This window comes from Streptomyces canus (genome assembly GCF_030815415.1).
GTDB lineage: Bacteria > Actinomycetota > Actinomycetes > Streptomycetales > Streptomycetaceae > Streptomyces > Streptomyces canus_F.
In genome coordinates, this window is the sequence record NZ_JAUSWW010000001.1 from 1,796,806 (window position 1) to 1,818,517 (window position 21,712).

At 70.9% G+C, this 21,712-nt stretch carries 21 protein-coding genes, 1 tRNA gene and 2 pseudogenes; 12 read left to right on the top strand and 12 right to left on the bottom strand.

Features of this window, described 5'->3' with window-relative positions; translation table 11 throughout:
- Positions 1–15: 15 nt before the first annotated feature.
- From QF037_RS08450 to QF037_RS08465, 4 genes and pseudogenes are all read right to left on the bottom strand, one after another.
- A pseudogene (locus QF037_RS08450) lies at positions 16–916 on the bottom strand (sugar phosphate isomerase/epimerase family protein).
- Positions 913–1,827 carry an ATP-binding cassette domain-containing protein gene (locus QF037_RS08455; protein WP_307023423.1) on the bottom strand — a complete coding sequence of 305 codons (915 nt, stop codon included), beginning with the start codon at positions 1,825–1,827 and terminating at the stop codon, positions 913–915. Before QF037_RS08455 ends, QF037_RS08450 begins: the two are co-directional and overlap by 4 nt.
- Positions 1,828–1,832: 5 nt before the next feature.
- Entirely contained in the window at positions 1,833–2,909 is a 1,077-nt protein-coding gene (locus QF037_RS08460; RefSeq protein WP_307023424.1) for an ABC transporter permease, read from the bottom strand.
- Positions 2,909–3,925 (bottom strand): sugar ABC transporter substrate-binding protein, encoded by a 1,017-nt coding sequence (locus QF037_RS08465; RefSeq protein WP_307023426.1) that lies wholly within the window; start codon positions 3,923–3,925, stop codon positions 2,909–2,911. The genes QF037_RS08460 and QF037_RS08465 overlap by 1 nt, the downstream gene beginning before the upstream one ends.
- A gap of 273 nt (positions 3,926–4,198) precedes the next feature.
- Between QF037_RS08465 and iolC the strand changes: the two genes are divergently transcribed.
- Genes iolC through QF037_RS08495 form a run of 6 tightly spaced genes read left to right on the top strand, consistent with a single transcriptional unit; the run spans position 4,199 to position 11,022 of the window.
- A complete protein-coding gene (gene iolC / locus QF037_RS08470) occupies positions 4,199–5,161 on the top strand; it encodes a 5-dehydro-2-deoxygluconokinase (RefSeq protein WP_307023428.1) in 963 nt (320 codons plus the stop codon).
- Entirely contained in the window at positions 5,158–6,033 is an 876-nt protein-coding gene (locus QF037_RS08475; protein ID WP_307023430.1) for a Cgl0159 family (beta/alpha)8-fold protein, read from the top strand. Before iolC ends, QF037_RS08475 begins: the two co-directional genes overlap by 4 nt.
- Positions 6,034–6,064: 31 nt before the next feature.
- Positions 6,065–6,811, top strand: coding sequence for a 5-deoxy-glucuronate isomerase (locus QF037_RS08480; RefSeq protein ID WP_307023432.1), 747 nt, complete (start codon positions 6,065–6,067; stop codon positions 6,809–6,811).
- On the top strand, positions 6,811–8,688 hold the full coding sequence (gene iolD / locus QF037_RS08485) for a 3D-(3,5/4)-trihydroxycyclohexane-1,2-dione acylhydrolase (decyclizing) (protein ID WP_307023434.1): 1,878 nt from the start codon (positions 6,811–6,813) through the stop codon (positions 8,686–8,688). Before QF037_RS08480 ends, iolD begins: the two co-directional genes overlap by 1 nt.
- 27 nt (positions 8,689–8,715) lie before the next feature.
- On the top strand, positions 8,716–10,209 hold the full coding sequence (locus tag QF037_RS08490) for a CoA-acylating methylmalonate-semialdehyde dehydrogenase (RefSeq protein WP_307023436.1): 1,494 nt from the start codon (positions 8,716–8,718) through the stop codon (positions 10,207–10,209).
- A gap of 27 nt (positions 10,210–10,236) precedes the next feature.
- Complete coding sequence (locus QF037_RS08495; protein WP_307023438.1) at positions 10,237–11,022, top strand: GntR family transcriptional regulator; 786 nt, start codon at positions 10,237–10,239, stop codon at positions 11,020–11,022.
- On the opposite strand, the gene QF037_RS08500 is transcribed toward QF037_RS08495, so the two are convergent.
- The 5 genes from QF037_RS08500 to QF037_RS08520 all read right to left on the bottom strand — a co-directional run bounded on the left by QF037_RS08500 (position 11,012) and on the right by QF037_RS08520 (position 15,362).
- Positions 11,012–11,815: a DUF427 domain-containing protein gene (locus QF037_RS08500; protein ID WP_307023440.1), complete on the bottom strand. Its 804-nt coding sequence runs from the start codon at positions 11,813–11,815 to the stop codon at positions 11,012–11,014. The two genes, QF037_RS08495 and QF037_RS08500, sit on opposite strands and share 11 nt — an antisense overlap.
- A 45-nt stretch (positions 11,816–11,860) precedes the next feature.
- Entirely contained in the window at positions 11,861–12,844 is a 984-nt protein-coding gene (locus tag QF037_RS08505) for an aldo/keto reductase (RefSeq protein ID WP_307023442.1), read from the bottom strand.
- Between the two features lie 85 nt (positions 12,845–12,929).
- Positions 12,930–13,598 (bottom strand): NUDIX domain-containing protein, encoded by a 669-nt coding sequence (locus tag QF037_RS08510; RefSeq protein ID WP_266820163.1) that lies wholly within the window; start codon positions 13,596–13,598, stop codon positions 12,930–12,932.
- Positions 13,599–13,749: 151 nt separating this feature from the next.
- Positions 13,750–14,679, bottom strand: a complete 930-nt coding sequence (locus tag QF037_RS08515) for a carbohydrate kinase family protein (RefSeq protein WP_307023446.1) — start codon at positions 14,677–14,679, stop codon at positions 13,750–13,752.
- The gene (locus tag QF037_RS08520) at positions 14,679–15,362 is read right to left on the bottom strand and encodes a class II aldolase/adducin family protein (RefSeq protein WP_307023447.1); all 684 of its coding nucleotides are present in this window, start codon (positions 15,360–15,362) and stop codon (positions 14,679–14,681) included. Before QF037_RS08520 ends, QF037_RS08515 begins: the two co-directional genes overlap by 1 nt.
- Before the next feature lie 58 nt (positions 15,363–15,420).
- Here QF037_RS08520 and QF037_RS08525 point away from each other — a divergent pair, with 58 nt between their 5' ends.
- A complete protein-coding gene (locus QF037_RS08525; RefSeq protein ID WP_307023448.1) occupies positions 15,421–16,098 on the top strand; it encodes a TetR/AcrR family transcriptional regulator in 678 nt (225 codons plus the stop codon).
- 50 nt (positions 16,099–16,148) lie between these two features.
- On the opposite strand, the gene QF037_RS08530 is transcribed toward QF037_RS08525, so the two are convergent.
- Positions 16,149–16,222, bottom strand: a tRNA-Pro gene (locus tag QF037_RS08530).
- A 102-nt stretch (positions 16,223–16,324) separates the two neighbouring features.
- Between QF037_RS08530 and QF037_RS08535 the strand changes: the two genes are divergently transcribed.
- From QF037_RS08535 to QF037_RS08550, 4 genes and pseudogenes are all read left to right on the top strand, one after another.
- Positions 16,325–16,840 carry a DUF309 domain-containing protein gene (locus tag QF037_RS08535; protein ID WP_307023450.1) on the top strand — a complete coding sequence of 172 codons (516 nt, stop codon included), beginning with the start codon at positions 16,325–16,327 and terminating at the stop codon, positions 16,838–16,840.
- 489 nt (positions 16,841–17,329) lie between these two features.
- The gene (gene cobF / locus QF037_RS08540) at positions 17,330–18,103 is read left to right on the top strand and encodes a precorrin-6A synthase (deacetylating) (RefSeq protein ID WP_307023452.1); all 774 of its coding nucleotides are present in this window, start codon (positions 17,330–17,332) and stop codon (positions 18,101–18,103) included.
- Positions 17,986–18,804 (top strand): annotated as a pseudogene (locus tag QF037_RS08545) (MFS transporter); the annotation flags it as partial. The gene cobF and the pseudogene QF037_RS08545, both read left to right, overlap by 118 nt.
- A 44-nt stretch (positions 18,805–18,848) precedes the next feature.
- Positions 18,849–19,265, top strand: a complete 417-nt coding sequence (locus QF037_RS08550; RefSeq protein ID WP_307023454.1) for a hypothetical protein — start codon at positions 18,849–18,851, stop codon at positions 19,263–19,265.
- Here QF037_RS08550 and QF037_RS08555 read toward each other — a convergent pair.
- Positions 19,252–19,998, bottom strand: a complete 747-nt coding sequence (locus QF037_RS08555; RefSeq protein WP_307023456.1) for a cobalt-precorrin-6A reductase — start codon at positions 19,996–19,998, stop codon at positions 19,252–19,254. The genes QF037_RS08550 and QF037_RS08555 overlap by 14 nt on opposite strands.
- On the opposite strand from QF037_RS08555, the gene QF037_RS08560 reads away from it, so the two are divergent.
- Positions 19,997–20,950 carry an HAD-IIA family hydrolase gene (locus QF037_RS08560; RefSeq protein ID WP_373463688.1) on the top strand — a complete coding sequence of 318 codons (954 nt, stop codon included), beginning with the start codon at positions 19,997–19,999 and terminating at the stop codon, positions 20,948–20,950. The genes QF037_RS08555 and QF037_RS08560 overlap by 2 nt on opposite strands.
- Here QF037_RS08560 and QF037_RS08565 read toward each other — a convergent pair.
- Positions 20,936–21,709, bottom strand: a complete 774-nt coding sequence (locus QF037_RS08565) for a sulfite exporter TauE/SafE family protein (RefSeq protein ID WP_307023460.1) — start codon at positions 21,707–21,709, stop codon at positions 20,936–20,938. The two genes, QF037_RS08560 and QF037_RS08565, sit on opposite strands and share 15 nt — an antisense overlap.
- Positions 21,710–21,712 lie beyond the last annotated feature (3 nt).

The following is a 21,712-nucleotide window of genomic DNA, read 5'->3' on the forward strand; positions in this document are numbered from 1 at the left end:
TCAGGCTTCGCGGGATCAGGCTCCGCAGGACCGCAGGAACTTGCGGGTGCGTACGGCGATCGGCAGCGGCTTGTCCGGTTCGCACGGGTACATGTCCTGCTCGACGATCGCGAACAGTTCCACGCCGAGCTTCTGCGCGGCCACCAGCACCGGCTCCAACTCCGGTACACCGGAGGGCGGTTCGCACATCACCCCCGCGCTGCACGGCCGGTCCGAACGGCATCTCCTTCGCCACGACGTCGGCGAGGATCGCCGGGTCGACCTGCTTGAGGTGGAGGTAGCCGATGCGTTCGCCGTACGTCTCGATCAGCTTGACGCTGTCGCCGCCGCAGTAGGCGTAGTGACCGGTGTCCAGGCAGAGGTTGACGAGCTCGGAGTCGGTCGAGTCGAGGAAGTGCTCGACGTGGTCCTCGGTGTCGAGGTGGGTGTCGGCGTGCGGGTGCACGACGATGTCGAGGCCGTACGCCTCCTTCACCTCGTGGCCGAGCCGCTCCATGCCCTTGGTGAGGTGGGCCCACTGCTCGTGGGTCAGCTCCGGGGGTTCGAGGATCTCGGCGGTCTTGTCGTCGCGCCAGAACGACGGGATGACGACGAGGTGCCGCGCTCCCATCGCCTGGGTGAGGGCGGCGACCTGGCTGACGTGCTCCCAGGTCGACTCCCACACGGAGGGGCCGCGGTGCAGGCCGGTGAAGACCGTGCCGGCCGACACCTTGAGGTCCCGCCTGGCCACCTCGTCCGTCAGCCGGGCCGGGTCGGTGGGCAGGTAGCCGTAGGGGCCCAACTCGATCCAGGAGTAGCCCGCTTCGGCGACCTCGTCCAGGAAGCGTTCCCAGGGGACCTGCCGGGGGTCGTCGGGGAACCAGACGCCCCAGGAGTCGGGGGCGGAGCCGACCCGGATGCGGTCCAGGGCGCTCACGACGCGTCCTCCTTGGTCGTCACCACCGGCGCCTTGAGGTCCTGCTCCTCCGGGAGCTCCTCGACGTCGACGCCGCGGACCTGGGACAACTCGTGCTTGAGGGCGGCGAGTTCGGAACCGCCGGCCATGTGGTTGGTGAGTTCTTCGAGGCTGACCTCGTCGCGGGAGGCGTTGAGCTCCATGGTGCCCAGGCGCAGCACGCTGAAGTGGTCGCCGACCATGTAGGCGTGGTGGGGGTTGTGGGTGATGAAGATGACGCCGAGGCCGCGGTCGCGGGCGGCGGCGATGTACTTCAGCACGACACCGGACTGCTTGACGCCGAGGGCGGCGGTCGGCTCGTCGAGGATGAGGACGCGGGCGCCGAAGTAGACGGCTCGGGCGATGGCCACGCACTGCCGCTGGCCGCCGGAGAGGGTGCCGATGGGCTGGTCCATGTCGTCCAGGACGATGCCCATGTTGCGCAGCTCTTCGTCGGCGGTCTTCTTCATCGTCTCGATGTCGAGGCGGCGGATCGGCCAGGGGCCCTTGGTGACCTCGGAGCCGAGGAAGAAGTTGCGCCACACCGGCATCAGCGGGACCACGGCGAGGTCCTGGTAGACGGTGGCGATGCCCTTGTCGAGGGCCTCGCGCGGGGTGGAGAAGTGCACCGGGGCGCCGTCGACGAGGAACTCGCCCTCGGTGTGCTGGTGCAGCCCGGAGATGATCTTGATGAGGGTGGACTTGCCGGCGCCGTTGTCCCCGAGGACACAGGTGACCTGGCTGGCGAAGACCTTCAGGTCGACACCGTGCAGGGCACGGATGTTGCCGTAGGACTTGCCCGCGTTGCGGAGTTCGACGATCGCCCCGTCGGTGGCGGGGGCGTCGTCGGTGAGGACGGCGCCGTGGGTGCCGGTTTCGTTGCTGGATGTCATTGCGGTCACCTCCGGGTCGCCGTACGGCTGACCCACAGATTGATCATTACGGCCCCGAGGAGCATCACGCCGAGGAAGGCCTTGAACCAGTCCGGGTTCCAGCCGGCATACACGATGCCCTGCTGCACCATGCCGAACATGAACGCGCCGAAGACCGGGCCGATCGCGGAGCCGGCGCCGCCGGTCAGCAGACAGCCGCCGATCACGGCCGCGGAGATGTAGATGAGCTCCTGGCCCACGCCCTCGCCGGACTGCACGGTGTTGAAGGCGAAGAGGTTGTGCATGCCGACGAACCAGGCGCCGAAGCCGACCAGCATGAACAGGGAGATCTTGGTGAAGGTCACCGGGACACCGACGGCCCGCGCGGAGTCCTTGTTGCCGCCGACGGCGAAGATCCAGTTGCCGTACTTGGTGCGCAGCAGCACCCAGGTCGCCAGCGCGGCGAAGACCAGCCAGTAGACGATGGTGATCTTGATCTGGACGCCGCCGACCTCGAAGGACGAGGCGAAGATCTTCTTCGCTCCGGCGAAGCCGTCCATGTCGCTGATGTCGTCGGTGGCCACGTTGCCGGTGACCAGCTTGGTGACCGCGAGGTTCACGCCCTGGAGGATCAGGAACGTGCCCAGGGTGATCAGGAAGCTGGGCAGACCGGTCTTCATCACCAGCCAGCCGTTGAGGAACCCGATCGCGAGCGACGCGATCAGTGCGGCGATGACGCCCACCCACACATTCATGGAGAGCTGGTAGGCGAGCATGCTCGCGGTGAGCGCCGAAGTGATGACGGCGACGCCGGAGGAGAGGTCGAACTCGCCGCCGATCATCAGCAGCGCCACGGGCAGCGCCATGATCCCGATGGTGGAGGACTGGTACAGGATGTTGGCCATCGAGCCGCCGTCGCGCACCGGCGGGGCGGAGATGAGGAAGAACACCCACACCGCCACGGCGCCGAGGAAGACACCGACGTCGGGGCGCGCCAACAGGCGCAGCGCCAGGGATCGTTGAGCGGTCCGGCCGTCGGTCTCCTTCGGGCCGGGGGCCGGCGGTGTGGTCACCGCCGGCTCGGCATGCTGGGTCATACCCATCACCGGGTGCCCTTCGAGGCGAACTCGGCGACCTTGTCGACGTTGGTCTTGTCGACGAAGGCGGGTCCGGTCAGCACCGGCTGCTCACCGCCGCCCATGTAGTTGCCGTTGTTCTTGTAGAGCCACAGCGAGTCGATCGCCAGGTAGCCCTGGAGGTACGGCTGCTGGTCGACCGCGAACTCGATGGTGCCCTTGCTGATGGCGCCCGTCAGGTCCTTGTTGAGGTCGAAGGTGGCGATCTTGGCCTTGCTGCCCGCGTCCGACACCGACTGCACCGCGGCCAGCGCGAAGGGGGCGCCCAGGGTGACGACGTAGTCAATGGACTTGTCGCTGAGCTTGGCGGTGATCGTCGACGTCACGGACGGCATGTCGGTGCCGTTGACGTTGAGCGTCTGGAGCTTGCCGTCGAAGGTCTTGTCGACGCCGTCGCAGCGCTGGGTCAGGCCGATGTTGCCCTGCTCCTGGACGACACAGACGGCGCTCTTGGCGCCGGCCTCGTTCAGCCGCTTGCCGAGCGCCTCACCGGCGACGGTCTCGTCCTGGCCGAAGAACTCCATCAGGCCGAGCTTCTGCCACTCACTGACACCGGAGTTGAGACCGACGACGGGGATACCGGCCGCCTTGGCCTTGCCTATGACGTCCTTGAGGGCGTCCGGCTTGGCGAGGGTGACCGCGATGCCGTCGACCTTCTGGTCGATGGCGTTCTGGATGAGGCCGGCCTGCTTGGCCGCGCTCGGGTCGGCCGAGTAGACCAGCTTGACGTTGTCCTTGGCGGCCGCGGCCGTGGCGCCCTTGCGGACGATGTCCCAGAAGGTGTCGCCCTGCGACTGGTGCGTGACCAGCGCGATCGTCATGCGCGGAGTGGTGGCCTTGCCCGCTGAGGCGCCGTCTGCGCTCTCCTCGGACTTCTTGCCTCCGGAGCTGCTGGAGCAGCCGGCGAGGGTCAGGGCAGCCGCCGCGGCGATCGCCACAACTGGGGCGAATCGACGAGAACGGGAGTGAGAAGAGCGGTCCATCTTTCCTGCACCTCACTGTGCTTACGGGGGAAAGGGAGAAAGATCCCGGGGGATTCCGAGGCCCGGGATCTTGGCATGTCCGGGTCGCGTGCCGCAAATACGGCGGTTGTACTGGGACGGGATTCCATCCCGTCCGGAGCCCGCTGTCAATACTTTGTTAAGACATCATTTCACAATCAGGTCCGAATGTAAGTACAAAGTCTTGACAGGGCTGCCCTCCGGGTCCTACATCTGGGAGGCGACAGGCCCCCTGGGACCCGAGGAGCGTCACACATGGCCGATTCATCCCAGCCCTTCGACTTGATCACGATCGGCCGCATAGGAGTTGATCTTTACCCACTCCAGACCGGCGTGCCACTGGGCGATGTGCAGAAGTTCGGAAAGTTTCTGGGTGGTTCGGCGGCCAATGTTTCGGTCGCCGCCGCCCGGCTGGGACGCTCCGCCGCCGTGATCACCCGTACCGGCGACGACCCCTTCGGCACCTATCTCCACACCGCGCTCAAGGAGTTCGGCGTCGACGACCGCTGGGTGACATCGGTGGCGGCGTACCCGACGCCGCTGACGTTCTGCGAGATCTTCCCGCCGGACGACTTCCCGCTGTACTTCTACCGCCGACCCAAGGCTCCCGACCTGGAGATCCATACGGATGAGCTGGACTACTTCGCGATCCGCGCGGCCCGGATCTTCTGGATCACCGGCACCGGTCTGAGCGAGGAGCCCAGCCGCTCGGCCACGCTCGCCGCGCTGAAGGCCCGCGCCAAGGCGGGCACCACCGTCTTCGACCTCGACTGGCGCCCCATGTTCTGGCGTGACCCCGAGGAGGCCCGCCCGTACTACGCGGAAGCCCTGCGCCACGTGACGGTCGCGGTCGGCAACCTCGACGAGTGCGAGATCGCCACCGGCGTACGCGAACCCCGCGCCTGCGCGGAGGCCCTGCTGGCGGCCGGAGTGGAGCTGGCCGTCGTCAAGCAGGGCCCCAAGGGTGTGCTCGCGGTCCACCGCGACGGCACGACCGCCGAGGTACCGCCGGTCCCGGTCGAGGTGGTCAACGGCCTCGGCGCCGGCGACGCGTTCGGCGGCTCGCTCTGCCACGGTCTGCTGTCCGGCTGGGAGCTGGAGCGGATCATGCGGTACGCCAACGCGGCCGGCGCCCTCGTCGCCTCCCGTCTCGCCTGCTCCTCGGCGATGCCGACGGCGGCCGAGGTCGAGGGCCTGCTGGACGGAGTCGCGTCGTGAGCACCGGCATCCGCGACCTAGCCTCCCTCAGGGCCCGGCATCCGGAGGCGATCGCCGAGGCGGCCGCCCGCCGCGCGCGGCGCCCGCTGCTGGGCGACAGCGGCCGGCTGATGATCGTCGCCGCCGACCACGCGGCCCGTGGCGCCCTCGGCGTCCGCGACCGCCCGCTCGCCATGGCCGACCGCGCCGACCTGCTGGAACGCCTCTGTACCGCCCTGTCCCGGCCCGGCGTGGACGGGGTGCTGGCCACCGCGGACATCCTGGAGGACCTGCTCCTGCTCGGCGTGCTGGAGAACAAGGTCGTCATGGGCTCGATGAACCGCGGCGGCCTCGCGGGCGCCGCCTTCGAGCTGGACGACCGCTTCACCGGCCACCGCGCCCAGGACCTCGCCCGGCTCCGCTTCGACGCGGGCAAGCTGCTGCTGCGCATCGACCACGACGACCCGGGCTCGCTGACCACGCTGGAGTCGACGGCCCGCGCGATCGACGACATGGCGGCCCACCGGCTCCCCCTGTTCGTGGAACCCTTCCTCTCCCGGCGGATCGGCGGCAGGGTCGTCAACGACCTCTCCCCCGAGGCCGTCACCAGGTCGATCGCCATCGCCTCGGGCCTCGGCGGCACCTCCGCGTACACCTGGCTGAAGCTGCCCGTGACCCACGACCCGGACGACATGGCGGAGGTCCTGGAGGCCTCCACCCTGCCCGCCGTGCTGCTGGGCGGCGAGGTCGACGACCAGGAGGCCGCCTACGAACGCTGGCGCAAGGCCCTCAGGCTGCCGACGGTCCAGGGCATGGTCGTGGGCCGCTCCCTGCTCTACCCGGCCGAGGGCAGCGTGGAGACGGCGGTCGACACGGCCGTCGGGCTGCTGTGACACGACGGGTACGGAAGGCACGGAGGCACCGATGACGTATCACCTCCCCGCGGGAAAGGCCCTCGGCGGCCCCTACCTGGTCGACGTGTCCCCCGAGTCGGCCGGCTGGGGCTCCTCCGCCCTCCGCGTCCTGGAGCTGCCGCCGGGCGGCACCCACACCTTCGACACCGGCGAGAGCGTGTTCACGGGCGTCAGCGACCTCGCGTACGTCCCCCGCGATTGCCGTACGACAGTCTCGACGACCGGCGGCGGACGCGGACCGGCCTCCGACGTACCGGTGGAGCTGCGCGGCACGGGCAACTGCTCCCGGCGGGTCAACAACTTCGGTGCGGCCGCCCGCGCCGGAGGCGCTGATGGACAGGGTCTGGAATGCGACAAGCTCATCCCCGGTGGCAACTGGTCGTCCTTCCCGCCGCACAAGCACGACGAGCACCGTCCGGGTGAGGAGGCGGTGCTCGAGGAGATCTACTACTTCGAGATCGACGGTCCGGGCGGCTGCGGCTACCCACGCGTCTCACCGTCCGGCCGGGGCCGCAACACCGACGTCCTGGCCGAAGTGCGCGGCGGCGACGTCGTGTTGATCCCGGACGGCTGGCACGGACCCTCCATGGCCGTGCCCGGTCACCACATGTACTACCTCGACGTCATGGCGGGCCCCGAGGCCGAGCGCGTCCGGCTGATCCGCGACCACCCGGATCACGCCGGCGTCCGCGACCCCTGGCCCGACCAGCCGGCCGACCCCCGGCTCCCCCTCTACACGGCACCGGAGAAGTCCTGATGAGCACGCCCACCCGCCGCCTGACCGTCGCCCAAGCCCTGGTGCGGTTCCTGTCCGTCCAGTACACCGAGCGGGACGGGGTACGGCACCGGCTGATCGCCGGTACCTGGGGCATCTTCGGCCACGGCAACGTGGCGGGGCTCGGTCAGGCGCTGCTGGAGGCCGGTGAGGGCGTGATGCCGTTCCACCAGGGCCGCAACGAGCAGTCCATGGTGCACGCGGCCGTCGGTCACGCCCGCCACCTCGACCGGCTCTCCGCGCAGGCCGTGACCACGTCCATCGGCCCGGGCGCGACCAACCTGGTCACCGGCGCCGCCCTCGCGACGATCAACCGCATCCCGGTCCTGCTCCTGCCCGGCGACTACTTCGCCACCCGCACCGCAGACCCGCTCCTCCAGCAGCTGGAGCACCCCACGGAGGCGGACGTGTCGGTCAACGACACCCTGCGCCCCGTCTCCCGCTGGTTCGACCGCGTCACCCGCCCGGAAGCCCTGATCCCCTCGGCCCTCAACGCCATGCGGATCCTCGCCGACCCCGCGGAGACCGGCGCCGTCACCCTCGCCCTCCCCCAGGACGTGCAGGCGGAGGCCCACGACTGGCCGGAGGAGTTCTTCGCCGACCGCGTGTGGCGCGTACGCCGTCCCGCTCCCGATCCCGTCGAGCTGGCCGAGGCGGTACGTGCCGTACGGTCCGCCGCCCGCCCCCTGATCGTCGCGGGCGGCGGCATCCACCACAGCAGGGCGGAAGAGGCGCTGAAGGCGCTCGTGGACGCCACCGGCATCCCGGTCGCCTCGACACAGGCCGGCAAGGGCTCGCTGCGCCACGATCACCCCGCCGACCTCGGCGGCATCGGCCACACCGGGACGTCGGTCAGCGACGACCTGGCCCGCACCGCGGACCTGGTGATCGGCGTGGGCACGAGGTACACGGACTTCACCACCGCCTCGGGCACGCTCTTCCTCGACCCCGGCGTGCGGTTCCTCAACCTCAACATCACCGGCTTCGACGCCCACAAACTCGCGGCGCGGACGCTGGTCTGCGACGCCCGGGCGGGGCTCACGGCGTTGACGGAGGCGCTGTCCGGCCACCGGGTGGACCCGGCCTACGAGTCCGAGTACCGCACCGGCAAGGAACGCTGGGAGCAGGTGGTCGACGCGGCTTTCGGCGCCGCCGACGAGAACGCCGTCCCGACCCAGACCCAGCTCCTCGGCGCTCTCGACGCGGTCGTCGGCGACGAGGACGTGGTGATCAACGCGGCGGGCTCGCTCCCCGGCGATCTGCACAAGCTCTGGCGGGCCCGCGGCCCCCGCCAGTACCACCTGGAGTACGGCTACTCCTGCATGGGTTACGAGATCCCGGCCGCGATCGGCGTCCAGCAGGCGAGCCCCGGCACACCCGTGTGGGCGCTGGTCGGCGACGGCACCTATCTGATGATGCCGACCGAGATCGTCACGGCCGTCCAGGAGGGCCTGCCGATCAACCTGGTCCTCATCCAGAACCACGGCTACGCCTCCATCGGCGGCCTCTCCGAGACGGTCGGCGCGGAGCGCTTCGGCACCGCCTACCGCTACCGGGCCGCCGACGGCACCTTCTCCGGCGCCCCGCTCCCCGTCGACCTCGCCGCCAACGCGGCCAGCCTCGGCATGGACGTGCTGCGCGCCAAGACGGTGCGCGAGCTGCGGGAGGCACTGGCCGCGGCCCGCGCCTCGGACCGGCCGACCTGTGTGTACGTCGAGACCGACACCGCCAACCCGGCCGCTCCCCCGACCGAGGCCTGGTGGGACGTGCCGGTCGCCGAGACCGCCTCCCGCGAGGCGGCCGTACGGGCCCGCGGGGAGTACGACCGCCAGGTCGCCGACCGCCGCCGCCACCTCTGAACCACCGCTCAGGAAAGGCCCCGCACCATGAAGACCCTCACCCACTGGATCGACGGCAAGCCCGTCGAAGGTCTCTCCGGCCGCCACGGCGCCGTCTACAACCCGGCGACCGGCGCACAGGAGAAGCAGGTCGCGTTCGCGACGGTCGACGAGGTGGACGCCGCCGTGGCCTCCGCCAAGGCCGCGTTCGAGAGCTGGGGCACCTCCTCGCTGGCCAGGCGCACGGCTGTCCTCTTCAAGTACCGCGAGCTCCTGGACGCCCACCGCGACGAGATCGCCGCGCTGATCACCGCCGAGCACGGCAAGGTGCACAGCGACGCGCTCGGCGAGGTGGCGCGCGGCATGGAGATTGTGGAGCTGGCCTGCGGGATCAGCGTGCAACTGAAGGGCGAGCTGTCGACGCAGGTCTCGACCCGGGTCGACGTCGCCTCGATCCGGCAGCCGCTGGGCGTGGTCGCGGGCATCACCCCGTTCAACTTCCCGGCCATGGTGCCGATGTGGATGTTCCCGCTCGCCATCGCCTGCGGGAACACCTTCGTGCTCAAGCCCAGCGAGAAGGACCCCTCGGCCTCCTTCCGGCTGGCCGAACTCGCCTCCGAGGCGGGTCTGCCGGACGGTGTCCTCAACATCGTGCAGGGCGACAAGGTGGCCGTCGACCGCCTCCTGGAGCACCCCGACATCGAGGCGGTCTCCTTCGTCGGATCGACACCGATCGCCAAGTACATCCAGCTCAAGGGGGTCGAGCACGGCAAGCGGGTGCAGGCGCTCGGTGGCGCCAAGAACCACATGCTGGTGCTGCCCGACGCCGACCTGGACTTCGCCGCCGACCAGGCGATCAACGCGGCCTACGGCTCGGCGGGCGAGCGCTGCATGGCCGTGTCGGTGGTCGTGGCGGTCGGCGACACGGGTGACGAACTGGTCGGCAAGATCGCCGAACGCGCGAGGAACCTGACGATCGGCCCCGGCGACGACCCGTCGTCCGAGATGGGTCCGCTGATCACGCGCGAGCACCGCGACAAGGTGGCGTCCTACGTGACGTCCGCCGCCGAGCAGGGCGCGGTGGTCGTCGTCGACGGCACCGGACACTCCGTCGAGGGCCACGAGGACGGCTTCTTCCTCGGCGTCTCGCTGCTGGACAAGGTGCCGCTGACGGCGGACGCCTACCGGGACGAGATCTTCGGCCCGGTGCTGGTGGTGGTCCGTGCGGAGTCGTACGACGAGGCCATCAAGCTGATCAACGACTCCCGCTGGGGCAACGGCACCGCGATCTTCACCCGGGACGGCGGCGCCGCCCGCCGCTTCCAGCTGGAGGTCAAGGCGGGCATGGTCGGCGTGAACGTGCCGATCCCGGTCCCGGTCGGCTACCACTCCTTCGGCGGCTGGAAGGACTCCCTCTTCGGCGATCTGCACGTCTACGGCAACGACGGCGTCGCCTTCTACACCCAGGGCAAGGTGATCACCACGCGCTGGCCGGACCCGGCCGACGCGGGCATCAACCTCGGCTTCCCCAGCCACTCCTGACGCTTCCTCAGAAGGGAGGGACGTTCCATGGCGAAGACCGGCGGCTCCTCACGTGCCGCTACCGCCCCCGCACTCGATGCCCTGGACTTCGCCCTGGACCGGGGCAGTCCGGTGCCGCTCTACTACCAGCTCGCCCAGCAGCTGGAGGCGGCGATCGAGCACGGGGCCCTCGCCCCGGGAAACCTCCTGGGCAACGAGATAGACCTGTCCGTACGCCTCGGTCTGTCCCGGCCGACGGTCCGCCAGGCGATCCAGTCCCTCGTCGACAAGGGACTGCTGGTCCGGCGGCGCGGGGTGGGCACGCAGGTGGTGCACAGCCAGGTCAAGCGCGGCCTGGAACTGAGCAGCCTCTACGACGACTTGGAGGCCGCCGGACAGGGGCCGACCACGGTGGTGGTGCGCAACGAGCACACCCCGGCCTCCGCCGACGTGGCCGCCGCGCTCGGTGTCGCGGAGGGCGGCGACGTCGTCGTCCTGGAGCGGCTGCGCGCCACACACGGCCAGCCGGTCGCGATCCTGTGCAACTACCTGCCCGCGACGCTCCTCGAACTCGACTCCGCCCGGCTGGAGTCGACGGGCCTGTACCGGCTGATGCGCTCGGCGGGCATCACCCTGCACAGCGCCCGCCAGACCATAGGGGCCCGCTGCGCCACGGCCGAGGAGGCGGCACGCCTGGACGAGAAGGCCGGGGCCGCGCTGCTGACGATGCAGCGCACGGCCTACGACGACACGGGCCGGCCGGTCGAGTACGGGACGCACATCTACCGTGCGTCCCGGTACGCGTTCGACTTCCAGCTACTGGTCAGGTCGTGAGGCTCGCGGTGAACGGCGTGACCGGCCGCTCCTCGCGTTCGCCGTCCACGGTGATGTCGACGGCCTCGTTGTAGAAGGCGAGGAGTCCCTTGACCGGGGCCACCGCGAGCAGCGGCTCCGGGTAACTCCACAGGATGTTGCGGGGGATGTCGCCCTCGCCGCGCCGGCTCCAGTACTCGGCCGTGCCCTTGTACGGGCAGCCGGTGCGGTGGTCGGTCGGGGTGAACAGGTCGAGGCGGATGTCCTCGCGGGGGAGGTAGTACCGCGTGGGCAGCGAGGTCTCGAAGAGCAGTACCGGTCGCCGGCTGTCGGCGACGACGGTACCGGCGATCTCGACCACGACATGGCGGCTGCTGGGCAGGGCGTCCACCCGTTTGTGCGGGTCACGGGGGTGGACGAAGATCTCTTCCTCCTCCTCGTACCAGTGGTCCAGGCCGCTGTCCCAGTGCCGGAACCACTCGAAGGCGATGTGCCCGGCGAGGTCGTCGGCCGGGAAGGTCCACGCCGCGTTCTCCACGAGCTCGCCGTCGACCTCGAGGTCGTAGAAGGTCTGCGATCCGGTGTGGGCGCCGGTGCGCGGGTTCTTCGCCGGGCGGAGGAGGTCCGTGCGGACCTCCTCGCGGGGGAACGCGTAGCACGGGACGGGGACGCCGGGCTCCCAGACGAGGACCGGGTGGCGGCTGTCGACGACGGTGACGTCGCGTTTGCGGCCGCGCACCCACCGCTCGCCGGGCTCCCACAGCAGGCCTTCGGGGGTCGTCCGGACGGACCGCTCGGTGGGGAACAGGCTCATGGCGCACTCTCCCTTCGGGTCCTTCGGAGCCTACTGCGGCCGTGGTCAGTGCGCCCCGTCCAGCCGGGCCCGCTGCTCCTCGGTCAGCTCCAGGTCGATCGCGGCCAGGTTCTCCTCCAGCTGGGCCACCGAGGACACTCCGGCCAGCGGAATGATCGGCAGCGTGCCGCCGATCTGCCAGGCCAGGACGACCTGGTTGACGGTCGCCCCGGTCTCGCGGGCCACCTCGCGCAGGACCTGGAGGCGGGCCGGGGTGCCCGGGTGGTCGAAGTCGGCGGGCAGCCGGTCCGGGTGCGTGTAGGCGCCCTTGAGCAGGGGCGAGTAGGCGACCAGGGTCAGGCCGGGCTCCTCGCGCAGATAGCCGAGGAGGTCGGGTCCCGCGTGGCCGAGGCTGCCGTCGGGGAAGAGGTCGTCGGGGACGTCGTAGCGCGGGCGGAGGTGGCTGTGGGCGTACTGGAAGACCTCGTAGCCGGGCAGTCCGGCTGCGGCGGCGATCGACCGGGCCCGCTCGACCCGCCACACGGCGTGGTTGCTGACACCGAGGAGGCCGACCGTGCCCTCGGCGACCAGTTCGGCGAAGCCCTCGACGGTCTCCCGCAGGGGCACCGCGTGGTCCTCGACATGGGCGTAGAGCAGATCGAGCTTGTCCACGCCGAGCCGTTCCCGGCTGCGCTCGGCGGCCTCGCGGATCACCTTCGCGGACAGGCCCTCCGCGTTGTCGACATAGCTGGTGCCGGGGGCGAGGGGGCGGGCGCCGAGCTTGGTGGCGATCACGATCTCGCCGCCGATGCCGCGGCTGCGCCGCCAGCGCCCGAGAAGCTCCTCGCTCTGGCCGCCCTGGCCACCGTCCATCCAGAAGGCGTAGTTGTCGGACGTGTCGATGAAGTTGCCGCCGGCCCCGACGTAGCGGTCGAGCAGGGCGAAGGCGGTCTCCTCGTCGGTGTGCGAGCCGAACAGCATCGCGCCGAGAGCGAGCACACTGACCTCGCGGCGGGTCTTCGGGTCGGTGCCGATCGTGCGGTACTTCATGGGAAATCCCTCCCGTTCACGCATCCGCGTTCGGGGTGCGCGAACGGGAGTCTGCAACCTGAAGTGCACTTCAACGCAAGGGGATTCACGCCTTACCGGCGAACGGTCCCTCCAGGGCCGCCCATTGCAGCAGCATGATGGTCTTCGCGTCGGCGATCTCCCCCGCGCGGATCATCTCCAGGGCCCGGCGGAAGGGCAGTTCGAGGATCTCGATGTCCTCGCCCTCCTCGTCCAGGCCGCCGCCTTCGTGGGTGTGGGTGGAGGGGCCGTACTCGGCGGCGTAGAAGCTGACCCGTTCGGTCACGGACCCCGGGCTCATGTAGACGTCGAAGACGTGCCGGACCTCGCCGATGGTGTGCCCGGTCTCCTCGATCACCTCACGCCGTACCGCGATCTCCGGGTGCTCGTCATCGTCGTCGAGCAGCCCGCCCGGCGTCTCGATCAGCATGCCGTCGGGGTGGCCGTTGACGTAGACGGGGAAGCGGAACTGCCGGGTGAGGAGGACGGTTTCGCGTTCGGCGTCGTAGAGCAGCATGGTGGCACCGTTGCCGCGGTCGTGGGTCTCGCGCTGCTGGGTGCTCCATGTGCCGTCGGCGAGTTGGAGGTCGAAGGTGGTGGCCCGCTCGACGTACCAGTGGCTGGACAGGAGTTTCACGTCGCGGACCTTGACGCGGGGGTTGCCGGTCAGGTCGAGGCCGGTGCGATGGAGTCCGGTGCGGCCCCGGCCGTCGGGGGTGTCGATGCCGGCGGTCATCGGGCGTTCCAGGTCGGGCGGAAGATCAAGGTGGTCATGTCTCCCTGTCTATCAGCCCCGGGAGCTTCGGTGCGGGCAACCGCCGGTCAGGCCTTGGGGCGGACGCACCACGGAGGCGTCCCGCGCTCCGTGGTGCTCCTGGGGCCTCGGCTCAGGTGCGCACCTTGGCGGTCATGGAGAACTCGTCGGCCTCGGCGAGGTCGAAGTCCCCGTGGTCGCTGCCGAGCCCCTGGGCCACCAGTGCCGCCGCGGCACTGCCCAGAATGGCGGCTTCTCGCGGCGTGCGGTCGAGGCTGATGCCGCGCAGGAAGCCGGCGGAGAAGGCGTCGCCGCATCCGGTCGTGTCGACGACGTCGACCTCGAAGGCGGGGACGGCCTCGGTGCCCTCGGCGGTCACCAGCAGCGCGCCGTCCCCGCCGCGAGTGACGGCGACGAGCCCGGCCCCGGCGGCGACCAGCTTCTTCGCGCCGGTCACGAGGTCGCCCTCGCCGCTGAAGCCGAGGACCTGGTCGTCGTTGGGCAGCAGGTAGTCGACGTACGGGAGCAGCGGCTCGATCTGGTCGAAGGTGCCGAGCTCACCGGGGGCGAGAAGGTCCACGGAGGTGACGACGTCATGCTCCTTGGCGTGCGCCAGGATGCGCGCGGCGACGTCGGCGCCGATCAGCTCCGGTCCGCCCAGGTGGAGATGGGTCGCCTCGGCGACCGCGTCCCAGGGGACGTCGTCGAGGCCGTAGGTGATGTTGGCGCCGAGGAGGTGGAGGGAGGGGCGGTCGCCGTTGGGGCGGATGGGCAGGACGCTCGCGGAGGTGGAGGTGTCGATACGGCGGACGAGCAACCCGGTGTCGATACCGGCCTTGTCGAGCAGCCGCACCAGCAGGTCGCCCGTGGGGTCGGTGCCGATCGCCCCGGCGGTACGCACCCGCGCGCCGAGCTTGGCGAGGGTGAGCGCGGTGCCGGCGGCCGTACCGGCGGCGGTCATGCGGATGTCCTCCACCAGGGTGGCGCCCTGCCCCTCGGGTATGGCCTCCACCGGCCGTACCAGCACGTCCAGCACGTGCACGCCCATCGTGACGACCTTCATCAGGGTCCCTCCTGCACAGGTGGTACGGATTGTGTGGTGCCGTAATTGCGCGCGACGGCGGCCTCGATGACCGCGAGTTGCTGCTGTTCGTCGAGGACGCGGGGCTGCCCGAGGGCGGCCGCGCTCTGATAGACCCCGCAGGCCCACTCCAGCAGCAGGGCGTGCTCGACCGCCTTGTCGAGCGTCGGAGCGTGGGTGACCGCGCCGTGGTTGGCCATCAGTGCTCCGCCGCGGCCCTCCAACGCGGTGAGCACCGACTCGGCGAGTTCCGGGGTGCCGAAGGTGGCGTACGGTGCCACGCGTACGGTGCCGCCGAGAGTGAGCAACTGGTAATGGATGCAGGGCAGTTCGTCGAGGACGAGGGAGAGCGCGGTCGCCATGGGCGCATGGGTGTGGACGACGGCGCCGGTGCCGTAGCGGTGGTAGACACCGAGGTGCAGGTCCAGTTCCGAGGTCGGCCTGAGACGTCCGGACACGATCTTTCCGTCGAGGTCGACGACGGTCACCTGGTCCGGGGTGAGGTCGGCGAGGACCGCGCCGGTGGCGGTGATCGCGACGCGGTCTTCCGTGCGCACGCTGACGTTCCCGGCCGTGCCGATGAGGAGTCCCTCGGCGCCCAGCCGACGGCAGGCGTCGGCAACGGCGGCCCGCTCCGCGCTCCACGCCGAGCTTGAGTCGGTCATGCGCGCGACGCTAACCTAAACATGAAACAAAGTCACGTTCACGTTCGGAGGTTGTTGCGTGGCCGATCCCATCGCGGACACCGACTGGGCGGCGGGCGTCGCCTCGCTGCGCCGCACGCCCCAGCAGGCCCGCAGCAAGGCCCGGCTCGCCCGGGTCCTGGAGACCGCCGAGCGCGTGCTGGTCGAGGAGGGCGTCGAGGCGCTCACCACGACCCGGATCGCGGCCGAGGCGAGGGTCTCGGTCGGTTCGCTGTACCAGTACCTGCCGGACCGGGGCGCGATCATCGAGGCCCTCGCGGCCGGGTACTTCGCGAAGCTGGAGGCCGCGATGGACGACCTGGTCGACGCGGCCGCCGCGCAGCGCTGGGCCGACCCGGTCGGCATCCTCATCGACGCGTTCGCCTCCATCTACCGCACCGAACACGGCTTCCGGGCCCTGTGGTTCGGCAGCGGCCTGACCGAACAGACCCGCGCCGCCGACCGCGAGCACAAGCGCCGTATGGCCGACGGCATCCGCCGCATCCTCCTCGCCCTCGACCTCGCCGAGGACGACGAGGCACTGGCCCGCACCTGTCACGCGGCCATGCTCGCGGCCGACGCTCTCGCCCAGGAGGCGTTCCGGCGGGACAGGGCGGGGGACGCGGCGCTGCTGGACGAGGCGAAGGTCATGCTGCGGGGGTATCTGGGGGAGGTGGCGGAGCGCTACCGGGGCCGGACGCGGCAGGGCGACCGCTGAAACGCGACCGGCGGACCTGCCTCATCAGGCAGATCCGCCGGTGAACACCGTCGGGACGACAGGATTTGAACCTGCGACCCCTTGACCCCCAGTCAAGTGCGCTACCAAGCTGCGCCACGTCCCGGTGCGTTTTCGCGCGGTGAACCGCGTGATCGCGCGAAGAGCACTTTACCCCACATGGTGGGTCGCTTCGAAGACGGTCCGGGCCGCGCGGGACAATCGGCACATGGGCAGCACATCCTCAGGACAGCAGGCCGACGCCAGGGACCGGGACGACGAGGGCCGGGCGCGCAACGCCCGGCCGCGGGACGGGCTCGGGCGACCGCTGCCGTACGGCGCGGACGGGGTGGAGCGGCAGCCGGAGGGGGTGGTACGCACCCCCGAGCGGAGCGTCGCGGAGGCCCAGGAGCTGCTGGACGCGGGCAAGCCCTTCCACGCGCACGAGGTCTTCGAGGACGCCTGGAAGTCCGGACCCGAGGAGGAGCGGGCCCTGTGGCGGGGCCTGGCCCAGCTCGCGGTCGGCCTCACACACGCGGCCCGGGGCAACGTCACGGGCGGGGCGCGGCTGCTGCGGCGCGGGGCCGGGGCCGTCGAGGAGTGGGCGTCGGATACGGGAACGCAGCGGCCGTACGGGATGGACCTGGCCGGGCTCGCCGGGTGGGCTCGGGAGCTGGCGGAAGATGTGGAGCGGAGTGGCGGGGCCGTGGACGCGGGGCTGCGGGCACCGCACCTGCGACAGTGACACCGGAAGCGGCACCGGCCTGAAGCGCCCGGAGCCGGGGGCGCGCCCGGGTCTCGGGCCGACCCGAGGATGTCGAGCAGGGTGACGGAGCCATGGACGCAGGGCTGCGGGCACCGCACCTGCGACAGTGACACCGGAAGCGACGCCCGCCTGAAGCGCCCGGAGCCGGGGACGCGCCCGGGTCTCGGGCCGACCCGAGGATGTCGAGCAGGGTGACGGAGCCATGGACGCAGGACTGCGGGCACCGCACCTGCGACAGTGACACCGGAAGCAGCGCCCGCCTGAAGCGCCCGGAGCCGGGGGCGCGCCCGGGTGTCGGGCAGACCACGGCCTCGAAGGAGTCCCGGAGCGAGTGCACGGACTCGGATCCACGGGCCGGACTCGTCCCGGGGCACGGCGCCGGACCTCGGGCGCGACCTCTCCCCGCGTCCCTGTGCCGCGCCCGGACGCGGTGACCTCCCTGTCAGTGGCGTACGGCAGACTCGGGGCGTGCGAAAGATTCATGTCATCGGTATCGGCGCGGGCGACCCCGACCAGCTCACCCTCCAGGCGGTCAGGGCACTGCGGAGCACGGACGTGTTCTTCGTCCTGGACAAGGGCGAGGTGAAGAGCGACCTGACGGATCTGCGCCGGGACATGCTGGAGGCGCACATACCCGAGGGGACGTACCGCGTCGTCGAGGCGCGGGACCCGGAGCGGGACCGCAGGGCGGGCGGCGCGGCCTACTCGCCCGCCGTCGGGGACTGGCGCAGCGCCCGTGCCGAGATCTACGAGCGGCTGATCACCGAGGAACTGGGCGAGGACGAGAGCGGCGCGTTCCTGGTGTGGGGCGACCCCGCGCTGTACGACAGCACGCTCGGGATCCTGGAGGAGATCCTGGAGCGGGGTGCCGTCAGCTTCGCGTACGACGTCGTGCCCGGCATCAGCAGTGTCTCCGCGCTCGTCGCCCGGCATCGCACCGGACTGAACCGGGTCGCCCGGCCCGTGCAGATCACCACCGGGCGGCGGCTCGCCGAGGGGTTCCCCGAGGGCGTGGACGACGTGGTCGTGATGCTCGACGCCCACCAGACCTTCCGGCAGTACGCGGACGAGGACATCGACATCTACTGGGGCGCCTACATCGGCACCCCGGACGAGATCCTCGCCTCGGGCCCGATCGCCGAGGCCGCGCCCCGGATCGAGCGGCTGCGGGCCGAGGCCCGGGAGCGCAAGGGCTGGATCATGGACACGTATCTGCTGCGCCGCAACCCCGGGGAGCGGTAGGGCACCGGAGCGGCCACGTCCCGCAGGCGCCTCTGGGCAGCCGGTGTGACCGTGGGATCATCGACGCCTACGCCGACACCGTCCAGACCGTCTTCCTGTGGACGGTGCCGGTGGCGGCGCTGGGGTTCGTGGTCGCCCTGTTCCTCAGACAGGTCCAGCTGCGCGACAGCGCGCGGGCGGGCTCCACCGACATGGGCGAGGGCTTCGGGCAGCCGTCCGGGGCGGACTCGCAGCGGGTGCTGGAAGCGGCGGTCGGGAAGATCATCGGCACCACGGGGGTGGAGGACGCGCGCCGTATCGTGGCGGCGTCCGACACCCGTCTGGACATCGCCGGTGCCTGGGCGGTGATGCAGGTGGAACTGTTCACGCGGATGACGGGCCACGCCGGCCTGGGCCTGATCGCCGCCCGCCGTCACATGCCGCCCGAGGCGCTGCTGCCGGTCTTCGACCGGATGATCGACGAGGGCTACCTGACTCGCGCCGGCAACTTCTTCTCGCACACCGACGCGGGCGCCCGCGAGGCCCGTGTCATCGGCAAGGCCTGGGCCACGTGGCTGGAGGAGCGGGTGCAGCAGGACATCGGCCGCCCGGCGGGCACGGATCTGCGGGCCGCGGTCGACGCGATCTCCAAGCGTCTGCTGGTGGAGGACCTGGGCAACGGACTGACGCAACGGTCCGGGGAACTCGCCTCCGCCCGCTGAGAATCCGGGTGCGGGACGGGCCGGGCGCTCGTCATACTCCCGGCATGCCTCCCCTCCGCTTCCACGATCCCGGCCTCGACGCGCACCACTTCAGCGGCTCGATGCTGGTCCGCTGCCCGCGCTGCGACCGGATCGCGCACTTCGAGCGGAGCGCGCCGCCGCAGCCTCGGGTGATCTGCCGGTCCTGCGGTCTGTGCCGGCCCACGAACCGGTGCGCCTGGCCCAAGCTGTGGCTGCGGGCCGAGACCCGTCACGGTGTCGTGTCGGCGTACAACCTCGAACACCTCGACCTGCTCAGGCGGTTCGTGGCGGCGGACCTGCGGGAGCGGGACCCCTGGTACGAGCACGGGCGCAAGATGACATACATCGGCCGGCTCCCCGCCTGGATCAAGAGTGCCAAGAACCGCACCGAGGTGCTGCGCGCCATCGACCGCATGCGGGCCTCGGTCATCTCCGGCTGAGGCCCAGCCGCTCCAGGGCCCCGGCAACATCGGGCACCGTCTCCACGCCCACGGGCAGCGGGGGACGTCGTACGACCACGACGGGCAACGCGAGTCGGCGTGCGGCCGTGAGTTTGGCGGCCGTCGCCGCTCCCCCGCTGTCCTTCGTGACCACGACGTCGACGCAGTGCGTGGACAGCAGCGCGGACTCGTCGTCCACGGTGAACGGGCCGCGTGCCAGCAGGACTTCGGTGCGCGGCGGCATCGGCGGCTCGGGCAGTTCCACGGAGCGTACGACGAAGTGGAGCTCGGTCAGGTGCGCGAAGGCCGCGAGGCCCAGGCGGCCGGTGGTGAGGAACACCCGGGGGCCCAGCAGCGGCAGCAGGCCGGCGGCCTCCGCCAGTGAACCGACCGGGTACCAGCGGTCCTCGGGACCGGGCCGCCACCCCGGGCGGCGCAGCACCACCGCCGGGACGCCGGTCGCGGCGGCGGCCCGGGCCGCGTTTTCCGTCATGGCCTCGGCGAACGGATGCGTGGCGTCGACGAGGGCGTCCACACGCTGCTCCCGCACCCAGTCCGCGAGCCCGTCCGCACCGCCGAAGCCCCCGATCCGCACGTCCCCGGTGACCGCTCCGGGGCGTTTCACACGACCCGCGAGCGAGGTGGTGACGCGAACACCGGGGAGCGCGGTGAGCGCGGCGGCGAGTTCACGGGCCTCGGTGGTGCCGCCGAGGATGAGGACGTGGGGGGCCATGAAGGAGAGCGTACGAAGGACGTGCGGGAGAGCGGGCACGGGGGGACTCGTTCGATCTGTCCACGATCACCGCGCCCTGAAGTGTGGGGGTCGTGTGGCATGGGTCCGGATCGCTCCGCCGGACCGGGCGGATCGCTATCGTCCTGCCATGGACTCCGTGCGCGCCGTACTGATCGACATCGACGGGGTTCTCACCGTGTCGTGGGAGCCGTTGCCGGGTGCGGTCGAGGCGTTGCGGGAGATCCGCGAGGCCGGTTTCGCCGTCGCGCTGGTCACCAATACGACGTCCCGGACACGGGCGTCGATCGCCGGGACGCTGGCGGAGGCGGGGTTCCCGGTGACGGCGCGGGACATCCTGACCGCGCCCGCCGTCACCGCCGCGTACATCGCCGAGCACTTCCCAGGGGCCCGCTGTGCGCTGCTGAACAGCGGGGACATCGGGGAGGACCTCGGGGACGTGGACGTGATCGGTGCCGGGGACACCGGGACGGTCCCGGACGTCGTGATCGTCGGGGGTGCGGGGCCCGAGTTCGACTACGTGGCGCTGAACCGGGCGTTCGGGCATCTCCAGCGCGGCGCGCGGCTGGTGGCGATGCACCGGAATCTGTACTGGCGTACCGACGACGGGCTTCAGCTGGACGCGGGGGCGTTCCTGGCGGGGCTGGAGAAGGCGGCCCGTACCGACGCGGTGGTGACCGGGAAGCCGTCGCGGGCGTTCTTCGCCTCGGCGCTGGCCCGGCTGGGGGCCGGTGCGGACGAGGCGGTGATGGTGGGGGACGACGTGGAGTCGGACGTACTGGCGGCGCAGGCCGCCGGTGTCACGGGCGTCCTGGTCAGGACGGGCAAGTATCTGCCTGAGACGCATCGGGACGCGAGCGGCACCCCGGACCATGTGATCGACTCGTTCGCGGAGCTGCCCGCGTTGCTCCGGGCGTGGTCAGCGGAGCAGTAGCTGGAGGCCGCCGACGATCGTCGCCGCGATCACGAGCTGTTCGAAGAGCCGCTGGTTGATCCTGTTCACGGCCCACTTGCCGAGGAACGCGCCGGGCACGACGAACGCCACGAGTGCGGCGTCGAGCAGGAGCGAGTGCCCGTCGATCAGGCCGAGGCCCACGCTGAAGGGCACCTTGGACGTGTTGACGATCAGGAAGAAGAAGGCGGAGGTGCCCAGGAAGCCGAGCTTCCGGAAGCCCGCCGACAGCAGGTACATCGACATCACGGGGCCGCCGGCGTTGGCGACCATGGTGGTGAAGCCGCCCAGGACGCCGTAGGAACGGGCCTTGATCCGGCCCGTCCTCGTGGCGACCGAGTCCGGTTCGTCGGCCTGGTCGGCGGCGCGGCGGCGCCACACCGTCACGGCGGCCATCAGCAGCAGGATGGCGCCGATCGACGTCCGGACCATCTCGTCGTCGGCCCACATCAGGAAGAGCGTGCCGGCGACCACGCCCGCCGCGACCGCCGGGAACAGCTTCCACAGGGTCGGCCAGTGGGCGTGGCGCCGGTAGGTGAGGACGGCGAGCACGTCCCCGGCGATCAGGATCGGCAGCAGCACGCCGGTCGAGGCGCGGGCGGGCAGGACCGCGGCGAAAATGGCGAGGCTGACCGTGTTGGCCCCGCTCACGGCGGTCTTGGAGAAGCCGACGAGGGTTGCAGCGAAGGCGAGGGCGGCGAACTCCCAGCCGGTGATGTGCCAGAGCGTCATCGTGTTCATGCG

Excerpts from the sequence above, each read along its gene's own strand:
- QF037_RS08510 (WP_266820163.1), bottom strand. The coding sequence starts at position 13,598 with ATGACCGCCGGCATCGACACCCCCGACGGCCGGGGCCGCACCGGACTC.
- QF037_RS08560 (WP_373463688.1), top strand. The coding sequence starts at position 19,997 with ATGAAGGAGAGCGTACGAAGGACGTGCGGGAGAGCGGGCACGGGGGGA.
- QF037_RS08520 (WP_307023447.1), bottom strand. The coding sequence starts at position 15,362 with ATGACCGACTCAAGCTCGGCGTGGAGCGCGGAGCGGGCCGCCGTTGCC.
- QF037_RS08565 (WP_307023460.1), bottom strand. The coding sequence starts at position 21,709 with ATGAACACGATGACGCTCTGGCACATCACCGGCTGGGAGTTCGCCGCC.
- QF037_RS08515 (WP_307023446.1), bottom strand. The coding sequence starts at position 14,679 with ATGAAGGTCGTCACGATGGGCGTGCACGTGCTGGACGTGCTGGTACGG.
- QF037_RS08550 (WP_307023454.1), top strand. The coding sequence starts at position 18,849 with ATGCCTCCCCTCCGCTTCCACGATCCCGGCCTCGACGCGCACCACTTC.
- QF037_RS08505 (WP_307023442.1), bottom strand. The coding sequence starts at position 12,844 with ATGAAGTACCGCACGATCGGCACCGACCCGAAGACCCGCCGCGAGGTC.
- QF037_RS08460 (WP_307023424.1), bottom strand. The coding sequence starts at position 2,909 with ATGGGTATGACCCAGCATGCCGAGCCGGCGGTGACCACACCGCCGGCC.
- QF037_RS08500 (WP_307023440.1), bottom strand. The coding sequence starts at position 11,815 with ATGAGCCTGTTCCCCACCGAGCGGTCCGTCCGGACGACCCCCGAAGGC.
- QF037_RS08465 (WP_307023426.1), bottom strand. The coding sequence starts at position 3,925 with ATGGACCGCTCTTCTCACTCCCGTTCTCGTCGATTCGCCCCAGTTGTG.
- QF037_RS08480 (WP_307023432.1), top strand. The coding sequence starts at position 6,065 with ATGACGTATCACCTCCCCGCGGGAAAGGCCCTCGGCGGCCCCTACCTG.
- QF037_RS08555 (WP_307023456.1), bottom strand. The coding sequence starts at position 19,998 with ATGGCCCCCCACGTCCTCATCCTCGGCGGCACCACCGAGGCCCGTGAA.
- QF037_RS08495 (WP_307023438.1), top strand. The coding sequence starts at position 10,237 with ATGGCGAAGACCGGCGGCTCCTCACGTGCCGCTACCGCCCCCGCACTC.
- iolC (WP_307023428.1), top strand. The coding sequence starts at position 4,199 with ATGGCCGATTCATCCCAGCCCTTCGACTTGATCACGATCGGCCGCATA.
- QF037_RS08455 (WP_307023423.1), bottom strand. The coding sequence starts at position 1,827 with ATGACATCCAGCAACGAAACCGGCACCCACGGCGCCGTCCTCACCGAC.
- QF037_RS08535 (WP_307023450.1), top strand. The coding sequence starts at position 16,325 with ATGGGCAGCACATCCTCAGGACAGCAGGCCGACGCCAGGGACCGGGAC.
- iolD (WP_307023434.1), top strand. The coding sequence starts at position 6,811 with ATGAGCACGCCCACCCGCCGCCTGACCGTCGCCCAAGCCCTGGTGCGG.
- QF037_RS08490 (WP_307023436.1), top strand. The coding sequence starts at position 8,716 with ATGAAGACCCTCACCCACTGGATCGACGGCAAGCCCGTCGAAGGTCTC.